Source organism: Desulfitobacterium nosdiversum (assembly GCF_049860565.1).
Lineage (GTDB): Bacteria > Bacillota > Desulfitobacteriia > Desulfitobacteriales > Desulfitobacteriaceae > Desulfitobacterium_A > Desulfitobacterium_A nosdiversum.
Genome location: NZ_CP172056.1, coordinates 444,075 through 457,799, shown reverse-complemented (window position 1 = coordinate 457,799; position 13,725 = coordinate 444,075). Strand labels below are relative to the sequence as shown.

Here is a 13,725-nt window from a genome sequence, read left to right as displayed (position 1 = left end):
AGCCTCGTTTCTCACTATAGATGAACAGAAGAGTTGGTTTTCCAATAGAATCATTTGAATGAACCAGAAAGATGATTTTCCAGTTATAGAATAAAACGTAAAAAGTTTTTATGGATATATAAACGATGCAAGGATGGGGATTAAAGATGAAACTAAAAGGTCGGATTGCCCTGGTCACCGGGGGAGGCTCGGGATTAGGAAAGGGAATTGCCTTAGCTTTTGCGAGAGAAGGAGCAAAAGTTGCCATTTGTGGCCGGAATGAAGAGCGACTGCAAAACGTGAAAAAAGAGATTGAGGAAATTGGCAGCGAAGCCATAGCGGTAAAAGCAGATGTGTCCTCAAGTTCCGAGGTTAAGGAATTGTTCGCAAAGGTTTTGGATCGATTTGATACGTTGGATATTTTAGTGAATAACGCTGGAGTTTTTCGGTCGGATGAAGATGGCGTCAAGGATAGAATCAAGCATCTTGACCTGGTAACGACACCTGAACCGCGTCAATCCCTGCATATCACACGAAATATGTCCGATGAAAATTGGCAGAAGATGTTTGATGTCAATGTAAACAGCGTATTCTATTGCACGCGGGAAGCTTTGAAGATCATGGAAGATAAAGGATACGGCAAGATTATCAATATTGGGTCGATTGCAGGAATATCTGCTGCAAGCTCACATAGTCCGAACTATTCTGCCGCAAAGGGTGCAGTTGTTTCCTTCACTAGAGCAGTCGCTCATGAGGTTGCAGGTTCTGGAGTCTGTGTTAATTGCATCGCACCCGGCTATATTGATACGGAGCCGTTTATGAGAGGTCTGAATAGTATGACTCCGGAACAACGCAACCGATTCCTTATGCAGTTAGTTCCGGTAGGGCGCATCGGAAGAGTTGAAGAAAATGCCGCGCTAGCAGTTTACTTAGCATCAGATGACGGAAATTATATGATTGGACAAATTATTAGTCCAAATGGCGGCCTGGTTATGAGTTTTTAGAGTTTTCCCCCAGCCATTAGTTTGGCCTGGGGGATTTTTCGTAAAATCAAAGCGGAAATTGGAGCGAGCAAAGCACCAAGACCAAGCATGATAAAGGCAGGGGCCCAAAATTGCATTGCGGTAGGATCAGTTGAATCATTATAGAATTGAAGGACCTTACCAAATACAATAGGTGCAATAATCGTCATCGAGTAGCCGATGGCAGACTGAAAGCTTAACGCTGTTGATCTTTTCTTTGGACTTACCATATCAGTTAATCCTGCTTTATATATTGCCGAATCGGAAACCACCCAAAATCCGATCCAAATTCCCAGCAAAATGACTGCAACACGTGATTTGCCGATCAGACTTCCAAAGAAAAATTCGGCTGCTAAGCTGCAAGTCGAACTCAATATGATCGCTTTCGTTCGTCCTATTTTATCTGCGAGTAGTCCCATGAGGAAAACGGAAGGGGCGCCGACTAGAACAATGCAGGCAGCCATTAAACCGCCCCATTTAACTGCTGCAGACGCAGAAACTCCTGAGGCTATTTCATTAGCGACCATAAAGGGGCCAAGCCAGCCCCAGAAAGCATAAAGTTCCCACATGTGCCCCATGTAGCCGGTTGTTATAATGGCTGGACCCGATTTTCCTCTTTTGATTTCCTCCGGCATTTCAGAAGTAATATTAGAAATAGGAATGGATTCAATAGCTTGTTTTCCCGAAGGCTTTTCATCGACTAAACATAAAATAATGAAGAAGGCAATAAAAACTGGAAGCGATGTCCAAAGCATTCCTGCACGCCAACCATAGGATGCGGCAATAGGTGAAGCAACAAAATAGCCTCCGGCTGAAGCTGCTGTTGCAGCTCCGGTGTAAGCCCCTAACGCTTTTCCGCTTTCTTTAGGTGTATACCAGTTTAAAATCAATGACATACCCGGTACATATATAGCACCTGTTGCACAACCGGTAAGCATCCTCATAATTAGAACTGTAGTTAGATTATGGGCTACAAAGACAAAAGCTGTCGAGAAAATTCCTGTGAGTAAAGTTGCATAGAGAACAACTCGTTTAGGGCCTATCCGGTCGGCGAGCCAGCCAGTAAATATGACGACCATCACATAACCTGCCTGGAATGCTGCAATAATGAGACCTGTGTCGGATGACGTTAAATGAAATTCGGCCGAGATTGACTTGAGTACAGCTGAAAAATTGTACCAAGGCAAATAACTAATAATCATAGCGATAACCATCCAAAGTAAAATTTGAGTTTTCTTTTGCATAAAAACAAAATTCCCCTTTCCTGTGTTATCACCTAGAACAAATATGGATAAATCCAAAATACTGATAAGAAAAAGGACCCTGCCGGTCCTTATTTTCTTAGAACAAATAGCATAGTAAATATTAACCCTTCACCGGGGTAGAAGGAGCAAGGTCGAGTAAGTTTAAGACCCTAGCGGCATTTTTAAACATAACCTTTTCACGAACTTCGGGCTTAAATGATAATTTTTCGTAGTTCTTTAAGGAGTCTCTGAAGTCTACAAAAGGATGAGCACTTGCAAACATGACTTTATCGCTGATAATTGTGTTGGCTGCTTGAATATAAGTTTCTGCTTGCGGGAAGAATTCGTATTCCGACAATTCAATGTAGACATTAGGATTACGCTGAGCAACAATGATCATCTCATTGACCCATGGATATCCACCATGACTGACAATAATTTTCAGTTCCGGGAAATCACGTGCGACAAAATCAATATATCGAGGAGCAACATGATCAATAACTGCATTTGGAACTAGGCTTGCCGGCCCCGTAGTAATTACTAACGGAATATTTAATTCACAGCATTTCGAATAAATAGGGTAATATTTTGCATCGTTTACATAGATTTGTGCAAGATAGGGATCAATGGCTGCTCCGGAAAGTCCTTGCTCGTTAACGGCTTTTTTTAATTCATCTATTGCGCGCATCCCTTTATGGGGATCAAGTCCAGCAAAACCAATAAACTTCTTGGGAAATGCTTTTACAAATTCAATAACGCTGGGATTATTGGATTTAGAATCATAGGTTGTTTCGCAATCACGACCCGTAATAACCGCTTTGACCACATTATATGTATCAAGGTCTTGAGCTACTTCTTCAATCGTTTGAGGTTTCATCTTGTTAAAATCGATAGCTGAGCAAAGCCCTTTGAAGGCCTGGTTATTGGCTATTCCTGATAAAGTTTCTGCTGTATTTGGTCTGAATCTAAAATCAATGATGTTCATGAAGACCCTCCTAATACTGATTGCTGAAATGACAGAACCGAGCGCATAATTCTGCCAAATCAAATAACACTTAAATTTATATGCAAGAGCTATACCAACCTTGGAAAATGGGAAAGTCGTTGATTTTCCCTCTGAGATTATGTTAATGTTGTTGTAGAAACGCAACTTAAAATGAATTCATCTGAGCACTAAATACTGCATTATGTGAAAGAGTTTATAAGAACTTTGCATAGCGTTGCGTTCCTGCAACGTGTTGTCATTATGCAACGTTCAGTAAATTCGAGGTGTAATCAATAGTGGCGAAAAACTTTTGGAATAATCAATACATTAATAACCTACATGAGCAGATTTTAGAAGTGCTTTATGATGGGATTTATTTATCAGATGCTGAGGGGAAAACGCTCGCAGTTAATTGCAAGTACGAAGAACTTACGGGATTAAAAAAGAAAGAAATCATGGGGAAGCTGGTAACGGATTTAATAAAAGATGGGAGTTTTGACGTCTGCTTAAACCCGGAAATTGTTCAGACAGGGCAGCATAGAACTTCAGTCCAATTAACAAAAGCCGGAAAGAAGGTTTTATTAAACGGTTATCCAATTTTTGATGAATCAGGCAATGTTGCATTTGTTTTAACGTTTGTAAGGGATATCAGTTTAATGTGTCAACTGAAAGAACAAATTGCGGATCAGCAGAATATTATTGAAAAATGTCTTGAAGTTCAGAAACGCAGTAAGGTAGAATCACATAATTCTGCGATGGTCTTTAAAAGTGAAAACATGGTTAATCTGATGAAGATATTGGAGAAAGTAGCCAAAACAGATGCGACAGTTTTACTTTTGGGTGAAACTGGCGTAGGCAAGGATGTCCTTTCGAGAAAAATCCATGAATACAGCCTAAGACATAATGAAATATTTTTAAAAATAGATTGTTCAAGCATACCTGAAAATCTGATTGAATCGGAATTGTTCGGATATGAGTCTGGTGCATTCTCAGGGGCCAATAGCAAAGGTAAGGTTGGTTTGCTGGAGATGGCAGATAAAGGTACCTTATTTTTAGATGAAATAGGTGAACTCCCCTTGCGGATGCAGGTAAAATTACTTCGCGTTCTGCAAGATCAGGAATTAATTCACGTGGGATCAACAAAAGTTAAAAAAGTGGATATTCGGTTTATAGCTGCAACCAATCGTAATTTAGAGGATGAAGTGAAAAAAGGCAACTTTAGAAGTGACTTGTATTATCGTCTGCGTGTTGCTGTTCTTGAGATTCCTCCTTTAAGGGAGAGGGAAAAAGATATTGTAGAAATGACTCGGTGTTTTTTGGACAAATATAATGCTAAATACCGCAAGAATGTATCCTTTACAGAGAATTTGGAAAAGGCGTTGCTAAACTATAAATGGCCAGGTAATGTCCGGGAAATGGATAATTTTATTCAAAGCTTTGTGTTGACGCATGAAAATGAGATACTTGATGTCTCAGATTTACCTCCATATATACTTCTTGACTCAATAGAATCCGATGAATCCAGGATTAATACGGCAAACAATAAATCTTTAAATGAACTTGTTGAGGATTACGAAAAAAATTTATTGAAAAAGGCATTAGATCAGCATGGATCAATTATAAAAGTTGCAAAAATATTTAAGGTAGACCGGACGACTATTTTTAGAAAAGCTAAAAAATATGCTCTTTTATAAACTATGTTGCAATTTAGAAACGGGTGTTGCGTTATTCCAACACTCGTTTTTCTATTTGAAATAGTGCGCACAAGAACGATAAATGCAATTTAGTTAGCGTTGCAAAAATGCACGGATTTAAGGGATCATTTAGGATTAGCATTGTATTTTCTTATATCGTAGGGCTGGCACGTCTTTTGCTATAAGAAACTTTAGAGCGCAAATAAATAATAAGGGGGTATGTATACCTTTTATACCAAACTTGAAAAGAATGATTATAAGGGGGAGTAAACGCAATAAAAAATCCAGGAATTCATTCTCATTCATAGTAAGCTGGTTAATCGTTAAGTCTCAGTTCAACTCATTTACTTTTAGTGATCATTTACGATAATAGATGTATTTATTTGTGTTCATGATATCGCAGGGACAAGTAAAGAGATGGAGGCCTAATAAATGAGCAACTATGATCCCCGCATTAAAAAAGTAGTTATTTCAAGTCTTATTGGCGCAACGATCGAATGGTACGATTTCTTCTTATATGGAGTCGTCGCAGGTATTGTTTTTAATAAACTCTATTTTCCGACCGGTGATCCAACGATTTCAACATTGCTTGCCTATGTAACCTTTGCGGTTGGTTTTCTCACGCGCCCTATAGGCGGCATTGTCTTCGGGCATTTTGGGGATAAACTGGGACGTAAAAAAATGCTCGTTATGACGATGATGATTATGGGGTGTTCGACAGTGGGGGTAGCCTTAATCCCAACTTACAACCAGATTGGAATTTGGGCGCCAATAATTCTGTTAACTCTGCGTGTTGTCCAAGGATTAGGTTTAGGCGGAGAATGGGGCGGATCGGTGCTTATGGTTTATGAATATGCACCGCCAAAATTGCGTGGTTTCTTTGCAAGTTTTCCGCAAATCGGTCTTTCTATTGGATTATGCATATCCTCCGGCGTTGTCGGTCTCTTATCATTATTTTTGAACAATGAGCAATTTATGGCCTATGGCTGGAGAATTGCATTCGCACTCAGCATTATATTAGTGGTCGCTGGAACCTGGATTCGTAATAATTTAGTCGATACACCTGAATTCCAACAAATAAAACAGGAGCAAGGTGTGGTCAAAACCCCGTTTCTTGAAATGTGGCGTAATCATACAGGCAACATTATTGCTGGAATGGGTGCAAGATATATTGATGGTGTATTTTTCAATGTATTTGGTGTGTTCTCAATTACTTATCTAACGCAATCCGTTAAAATTGATCGCTCTGAGGCTTTGTTAGGGGTAACACTTGCGGCTATTGTGATGTGCTTTTTCATACCGGCTTTTGGTTACCTTTCTGACCGCTTGGGCAGAACAAAGGTTTATGCGATTGCGAGTATAATTTGTGGTGCCTCAGCTTTTCCGTCGTTTTATTTTATGAAAAATGGCGGAAGCAGTTTGATCATTTGGTTAGCAGTTATTATTCCTTTAGGAATTTTCTATGCAGCCGTATATGGGCCTGAAGCGGCTTTATTCTCCGAACTCTTTGATGCAAAAGTACGTTATACGGGTGTTTCCTTCGTTTATCAATTTTCAGGAATATTTGCAAGTGGGATTACACCTATTGTTGCTACAGCCTTGCTCAAAGTGGGTAATGGGAGTGCAAATTATCTCTGTGACTATGTTCTGTTTTCAGCAGCTGTTAGTGCACTTTCAGCTTGGTGGATTGGAACTCATAAAAGCGAGCATGCCTTGGAATCCGCCCAGGCTAACATGAAGAAAGCATCATAAATTTTAATGACTATATACACTGATTTTTTAAGTGAATTAGATAAAAATTATTACTTCGCAACTTGAAAGGAGAAAAGATCATGACAACGTGTTGTTTATCACCTCAGGAGCAAAGACTCCAAGACGAACAAGTGGCGAAAAAAAGCTTTAAAGGACGTGAGAGGGTTTTTACAATCCTCCAAAGTTTTCAAAATCTCCGCCCTAAAATTGACGTGGAAAGAGCTAGATATTTTACGGAGTCCTTTAAGGAAACTGAAGGTCAACCTTTGGTGTTAAGATGGGCAAAAGCTTTAAAACATACGGCTGAGAATATTACGGTCTATATTGATGATCATCAGCTTCTCGTGGGTAGAGCTGGGGTTCAAGGCCGTTATGGGATTATTTTTCCTGAACTTGACGGCGATTTCTTAGGCCTGGCAATCGAGGAGCTGCCTAAACGCGTAGAGTCTCCGTTTAATATTGATCCGGAGGATGCAAAAATTATTATCAATGATGTTGCTCCGTATTGGAAAGGAAAAACATTCCATGAAGAGTTAGCAAAGGCTCTGCCTGAAGATACGTTAAAATTAACGTATGACCCTAAAAATCTTTTGAGTTCAAGATTTATTGTAAATGAAACCGCATCTTTCCGCTCTTCTATTCAATGGGTCCATGATTATGAAAAAATCCTTAAAAGAGGATTTAAAGGAATTAAAGAAGAGGCACAACAAAAACTGGCAATGCTTGATCCCATGAGTCCTGTGGATAATATGGAAAAGAAGCCTTTCCTTGAAGCAATCATGATAACCTGCGATGCTATTGTCTTATGGGCGAAGAGGCATGCCAAATTAGCAGCCGAGATGGCGAAGAAGGAAAACGATCCGAATAGGAAAAAGGAATTACAAGAAATTGCGGTGCGATGTGAATGGGTACCGGAAAATCCAGCACGGGATTTTCGCGAGGCTATGCAGTCTCAATGGTTTACTCAGATGTTTTCAAGAATTGAGCAAAAGACGGGTACTATTATTTCTAACGGGAGAATGGACCAATATTTATATTCTTATTATAAAAAAGATCATGATGAAGGTAAGATTACAGATAAAGAAACAATTGAGCTGCTTGAATGCATGTGGGTAGCAATGGCTCAATTTATTGACTTGTACTTATCTCCAACAGGTGGGGCTTTCAATGAAGGATATGCACACTGGGAAGCGGTAACTGTCGGTGGTCAAACTCCGACCGGAGATGATGCAACCAATGAACTTACCTATTTATTCTTAAAATCAAAACAGGAATTTCCTCTTAACTATCCTGACCTTGCAGCCCGAATCCATGCTCGTTCTCCAGAACGGTATCTTTATGAAGTGGCAGAAACGATTAAGGAAGGAACGGGTTTCCCAAAACTGATCAATGACGAAGAAGTTGTTCCGCTCTTACTTTCCAAGGGCGCTCAATTCGAGGAAGCCTATGATTATGCAGTATCAGGTTGTTCCGAGTGCAGAATGCCGAACAGAGATACCTACACCAGCGGTAATCCTTATATCAATTTTGCCGCAGCTGTTGAAATGACGCTCTATAACGGAAAAATGCTAAAATACGGGGATGAGCAGCTTGGACTCCAAACTGGAGATCCGACGAAATTTAAAACTTGGGAGGAATTCTGGCAAGCTTATCTCGCTCAACAAACAAACTTCCTTAAACATGCTTTTATCCAACAGCAAATTATTATCAATTTACGGCCAAAACACTTTGCAACACCACTAGGTTCATCTATGCATGACCTTTGTATGGAGACATACAAAGATTTGCATACACCAGTTATTGAGGGTGGTATTGACTTAGGTTACTTTGAATTGATTGGATACGGAACTGTTGTTGACTCCTTAGCGGCTATTAAAAAATTAGTCTTTGAAGAAAAAAAATTGACAATGGCTGAAGTGATTATAGCGGTTAAAAATAACTTTGAAGGCTATGAAGCAATCCGCGAAATGGTCCTCAATGCACCGAAATATGGGAATAACGATATGTATCCAGATTCGATTGCCAAAGATATCGATAGAGAAGCCTTGGAATTTACAAAGAAGTATTCGAAAGAATTAGGAGTTCATCTGGATCTTAGATTGGTACCTTTCACTTCACACGTTCCTTTTGGTAAGGTTGTCAGTGCAACTCCGAACGGTCGAAAAGCCTGGACACCTCTTGCAGACGGATCTTCGGCATCTCATGGCGCAGACGTCAAAGGTCCCACGGCTGTCCTTTTGTCAAACTTTAACTCGAAAAACTATAATTATAGAGAACGGGCTGCTCGTTTATTAAATCTAAAATTAAGTCCTTCTTGTGTAGCGGGTGAAGAAGGAACTGAGAAATTAGTATCTTTTATCAGAACATGGTGTGATTTAAAATTATGGCATATCCAATTTAATATTATCAACAAAGAAACTTTGATTGCCGCTAAAAAAGACCCTGACAAATATCGTGGGCTGATTGTACGGGTTGCCGGTTATAGTGCCTATTTTGTTGAACTGTCCCCAGATCTTCAAGATGACATTATTGCCAGAACAGAACATAGTACAATCTAAATCGTTACTAATCTGTGTAAGTCCTGCTATTCAGCAGGACTTACATCCTTCATGATGAGGAGGGGCCTTAATGGGAAAGACGATTGTTTTTGATAAAAATAAGCTTGGATTAGTGTTTAATATTCAACACTATTCTGTACACGACGGTCCGGGTATTCGAACCATTGTTTTTGTAAAGGGCTGTCCGTTAAGATGTGAGTGGTGTAGTAATCCCGAATCACAAGAACGATACCCGCAATTGGGATATAACTCCAATAAGTGTATTGGAACCAAGGCATGTTTTAAATGCGCGGAAGTATGTCCCTATGGAGCTGTTAAAATAGATTCTTCTAATGAGAATCTAAAAACAGAAATCAACCGGGAAGTTTGTAAGGAGTGTTTACTCTGTGCAGAGGTTTGCCCGTCAAAAGCTTTGGAAGTGTTCGGAAAACCTACGAGTGTTGATGATGTATTAAAAGAAGTAGAAAAAGATAGTATTTTTTATGCTCGTTCAGGTGGCGGATTAACCTTTAGTGGGGGCGAACCTTTAATGCAAGCCGATTTTGTTGCGGCAACGCTAGAGGAAGCGAGACGAAGAAGGATAAAAACAACGATCGAAACATGTGGTTATGCGGATTGGTCAAGCGTCGAAAAAGTATGTCAACATCTAAACTCAGTTATTTGGGATATAAAATGCATAGATTCCGATAAACACAAAAACTTTACGGGTGTTTCAAATGAGCTTATATTAAATAATTTTAATAAACTTTGTATAGAGTTTCCTAATCTTCCCAAACTTGTTAGAACACCGATTATTCCGGGTTTCAATGATTCTGAAGAAGATGTCCAAGCAATTATTCGCTTTATCAGGGATAAGCCTAATGTTAAGTATGAAATTTTACCTTATCATCGATTAGGCCAACAGAAATATTATTATTTAGGTAGGGAATATTCTCTAATGGGAGTACAACTTGATGAGGAAAGGTTTAAAAAACTAAAAGAAATTGCAAATTCTATTAATTAAGATATATAAAAAAGTCCGCACCTTCAATTGAAGGTGCGGACTTTTTTATATTGTTGTAAACAAAAGGTACAGACCTGTCGTCAGTAAGAGTAAATAAATTATCCTTTGTAAAAAGCGCTGATTCAGTCGTGCATATAACCATTGCCCTAACAATATCCCGAGGATAACGAAAGGTATAGACCATAAGGTGGATTTCCAAAGGATAGAGGAGCTATGATACACGATAAATTGAAGCAAGAATGTAATTAAACTAACAAATATAAAATAGGCAAGTGTTGTAGCGCGGATCGTTGCCTTATCGACTTCTGCACCTGCAAAATAAATCATCAATGGCGGTCCAGGCATGCCTATACTTGTTGTCAGTGAACCGGAAAACATTCCGGTAACTAGTTCTTTTAGATTGCTTTGTTTTAATTTAATTTTAGCAATGAGTAGACCCGTTGAAATAAGAATAAGTATACTTACCAATATTTTTAAAGGCCGGATGTCAAGGAAGGTAAATACTAAGAGTCCGGGGATAACTCCGATTAACCCGCCCTTGATTAAATGGCTCAGGATTTTCAAATCGATTTCATGGCGAACATTATATACCATGATCAGAGAAATAATGAGAGAAAGGATGATATTTAATTGAATTGCATTATGGGCATCAAATAATAGAAGAAGGAACGGTGTGGCCATAATGGCGAATCCGAATCCAGTAGCGGCTTGCAAAGTTGAAGCAACGAAGACGATTGCAGTTAAAGCAAGTGTATTCATTAGAAGGGCCCCTGTCTCTATTAAATCCATATTCATTATACCCCTTGTTTTTATTTAAAGGAAATTAGAAGAATAAATAATATAATAATAATTACTGATTAAGTGAAGTACGAAGTTAAATGGAAGAATGCTATTTTTTGAATAAACTCATAATAGTTATTGATTATACTCAGTTTTCAAAAGTCTATATTTAGAGAAAATAAAGATTATTTCGCAGTATTTCTAAGCTATAGACAAAATGAATAGCGCTATATATAATTGTGAATGAAATAGCAAGCACAATCTTAAGCAAGTTTCCCAAAATTTTAAACTATGAGAGGGTGGAAAATATGTCTTGTGAGAATTTGGTTTTAGAGGATAAATTTTATGAATTAGATCAATTTATAGAACATCTCCCTGATAAGAGGGGAAATCTTATTGCGGTGCTTCATAAGGCTCAAGAATTGTTTGGTTATTTACCCGAAGATCTACAGTTACGAATTGCGGACAAACTTAACATTCCATCTTCAGAAGTATCAGGGGTTGTAAGCTTTTATTCATTTTTCACGACTAAACCTCGCGGTAAGCATGTCATTAATGTTTGTACTGGAACAGCGTGTTACGTTAGAGGCGCGGAAAGACTTCTTAGTGAGCTGGATAGGCAGTTAGGATTAAAGCCAGGTGAGACAACGAAAGATAATAATTTCACACTTGATGCTCTTCGTTGTGTTGGGGCATGTGGTTTGGCACCGGTAATGATCGTCGACGGAAAAGTATACGGCCGTTTAAAACCAGAACAAATTAAAGGGATCCTTGCCAGCTACAGCTAAAGGAGTGAAATGTAATGGAAAAAATTAAAAGCTTAGATGAACTCATAACATTAAAGAATAAATTTTGGCCATTAGTACAAGTCAGAGAAAGTACAGGGACGGAAGACGATTTAAGCAAATTTATAGATGACCCGCATAAAATACATGTCTGCTGCTGCGGCGGAACAGGCTGTCATTCCTCCGAGAGTGAAGTAATTGTTCAGCTTTTTCAATCGGAACTCGAAAGTCGAGGCTTGGCGGATCAAATTAAAGTTATTGCTTCAGGTTGCTTTGGCTTTTGTGAACAGGGACCGATTGTCAAAGTTTTTCCGGACAATGTTTTTTATACAAGAGTGAGTGTAAAAGATGTTAAAGAGATCATTGATTCGCATCTTATCCATGGAGAAGTTGTAGAACGCTTGCTTTTTGAAGATCCATCAAGCCAGAAAAAGCTTAAAGCAGACTTGCCGTTTTATAGCCTTCAAGAACGGATTGCCCTTAGAAACTGCGGTTTTATCGCACCGGAAGATATTCGTGAATGTATTGCTGTTGACGGTTATCAGGCCCTCGGTAAAATTCTCAACGCGTATAGCCCTGAGCAGGTGATCGATACTCTTAAAAGATCTGGGCTGCGCGGACGCGGAGGCGGCGGATTCCCAACCGGCGTTAAATGGGAGCTTACCCGTAAAAGCCAATCTGATCAGAAGTATATTATCTGTAATGCCGATGAAGGTGACCCAGGGGCATTTATGGACCGATCGATCCTCGAGGGTGATCCGCATAGTGTCCTTGAAGCCATGGCCATTGCAGGCTATACGATTGGTGCTTCTAAGGGTTATGTTTATATTCGGGCTGAATATCCTCTGGCGATCAAACGTTTGCAGATTGCAATCGGACAAGCAAGAGAATGTGGATTATTAGGTGAGGATATTCTGGGAAGCGGTTTCTCGTTTGATATTGAGCTGAAATATGGTGCGGGTGCTTTTGTCTGCGGTGAAGAAACAGCCTTAATCCATTCCATCGAAGGAAAGCGCGGCGAGCCTACAGTTAAGCCTCCTTTCCCGGCTGTCAGCGGATTATGGGGTAAACCGACAAGTGTTAATAATGTTGAAACATTTGCCAATATACCGCCCATTATTCTTAAAGGAGCGGACTGGTTCGCGGGTATTGGAACTGAAAAGAGCAAAGGAACAAAGGTTTTTGCCTTAGCAGGTAAAGTGAATAATGTAGGTCTTGTTGAAGTTCCAATGGGGACAACGCTCAGAGAAATTCTTTATCATATCGGTGGCGGAATCAAAAATCATAAAGAATTTAAAGCGGCTCAAACAGGGGGACCATCAGGAGGCTGTATTCCTGCGCAATATTTAGATATTCCTATTGATTATGAGTCCTTATCTTCAATTGGCTCAATGATGGGTTCCGGCGGACTTATTGTAATGGATGAAGATAATTGTATGGTGAACATTGCTAAGTTCTTCTTAGAGTTCACGGTCGATGAGTCATGCGGCCGCTGCACAGCTTGTCGTATTGGGACCAAGCGCTTGCATGAAATATTGACCAAGATTACAGAGGGTAAAGGGACATTAGAGGATTTAGATAAACTTGAACATCTGGCAACGATCATTAAAGATACAGCGTTGTGCGGATTAGGACAGAGTGCTCCGAATCCTGTGCTCTCCACGCTCAAATATTTCCGGGATGAATATATTGCTCATGTTGTCGATAAAAAATGCCCGGCAGGAGCGTGTACTCATTTACTCCAGTATGAAATAACGGATGATTGCAGCGGATGTACACTTTGCGCTCGAAACTGCCCTCAACAATGTATTACAGGTTCACCGCGCAGTAAACATGTTATTGACCAGCAACGCTGTATTAAATGTGGAATTTGTTTCAGCAATTGTCGCTTTAATGCGGTGATTAAGAAGTAATGGAGGGATA

At 39.5% G+C, this 13,725-nt stretch carries 10 protein-coding genes; 7 read left to right on the top strand and 3 right to left on the bottom strand.

What is annotated here, in order from left to right:
• Positions 1–146 precede the first annotated feature (146 nt).
• The gene (locus ACHOLT_RS02325) at positions 147–983 is read left to right on the top strand and encodes an SDR family NAD(P)-dependent oxidoreductase (RefSeq protein ID WP_425805529.1); all 837 of its coding nucleotides are present in this window, start codon (positions 147–149) and stop codon (positions 981–983) included.
• Here ACHOLT_RS02325 and ACHOLT_RS02320 read toward each other — a convergent pair.
• Positions 980–2,245, bottom strand: coding sequence for an MFS transporter (locus tag ACHOLT_RS02320; protein WP_425805527.1), 1,266 nt, complete (start codon positions 2,243–2,245; stop codon positions 980–982). The genes ACHOLT_RS02325 and ACHOLT_RS02320 overlap by 4 nt on opposite strands.
• A gap of 121 nt (positions 2,246–2,366) precedes the next feature.
• The gene (locus ACHOLT_RS02315; RefSeq protein ID WP_425805526.1) at positions 2,367–3,230 is read right to left on the bottom strand and encodes an amidohydrolase family protein; all 864 of its coding nucleotides are present in this window, start codon (positions 3,228–3,230) and stop codon (positions 2,367–2,369) included.
• A gap of 296 nt (positions 3,231–3,526) precedes the next feature.
• Here ACHOLT_RS02315 and ACHOLT_RS02310 point away from each other — a divergent pair, with 296 nt between their 5' ends.
• The 4 genes from ACHOLT_RS02310 to hpsH all read left to right on the top strand — a co-directional run bounded on the left by ACHOLT_RS02310 (position 3,527) and on the right by hpsH (position 10,237).
• Positions 3,527–4,924 carry a sigma-54 interaction domain-containing protein gene (locus ACHOLT_RS02310; protein ID WP_425805524.1) on the top strand — a complete coding sequence of 466 codons (1,398 nt, stop codon included), beginning with the start codon at positions 3,527–3,529 and terminating at the stop codon, positions 4,922–4,924.
• 432 nt (positions 4,925–5,356) lie between these two features.
• Positions 5,357–6,676: an MFS transporter gene (locus ACHOLT_RS02305; protein WP_425805523.1), complete on the top strand. Its 1,320-nt coding sequence runs from the start codon at positions 5,357–5,359 to the stop codon at positions 6,674–6,676.
• A gap of 80 nt (positions 6,677–6,756) precedes the next feature.
• Entirely contained in the window at positions 6,757–9,234 is a 2,478-nt protein-coding gene (gene hpsG / locus ACHOLT_RS02300) for a (2S)-3-sulfopropanediol dehydratase (RefSeq protein WP_425805522.1), read from the top strand.
• A 70-nt stretch (positions 9,235–9,304) separates the two neighbouring features.
• The gene (hpsH, locus tag ACHOLT_RS02295; protein ID WP_425805521.1) at positions 9,305–10,237 is read left to right on the top strand and encodes a (2S)-3-sulfopropanediol dehydratase activating enzyme; all 933 of its coding nucleotides are present in this window, start codon (positions 9,305–9,307) and stop codon (positions 10,235–10,237) included.
• A gap of 45 nt (positions 10,238–10,282) precedes the next feature.
• Here the strand turns inward: hpsH and ACHOLT_RS02290 are convergent, their stop codons facing one another.
• Entirely contained in the window at positions 10,283–11,026 is a 744-nt protein-coding gene (locus tag ACHOLT_RS02290) for a sulfite exporter TauE/SafE family protein (RefSeq protein WP_425805519.1), read from the bottom strand.
• Positions 11,027–11,325: 299 nt separating this feature from the next.
• Here ACHOLT_RS02290 and nuoE point away from each other — a divergent pair, with 299 nt between their 5' ends.
• Entirely contained in the window at positions 11,326–11,805 is a 480-nt protein-coding gene (gene nuoE / locus ACHOLT_RS02285) for an NADH-quinone oxidoreductase subunit NuoE (protein WP_425805518.1), read from the top strand.
• A gap of 14 nt (positions 11,806–11,819) precedes the next feature.
• Complete coding sequence (locus tag ACHOLT_RS02280; RefSeq protein ID WP_425805516.1) at positions 11,820–13,715, top strand: NADH-ubiquinone oxidoreductase-F iron-sulfur binding region domain-containing protein; 1,896 nt, start codon at positions 11,820–11,822, stop codon at positions 13,713–13,715.
• The last annotated feature ends 10 nt before the right edge of the window (positions 13,716–13,725 follow it).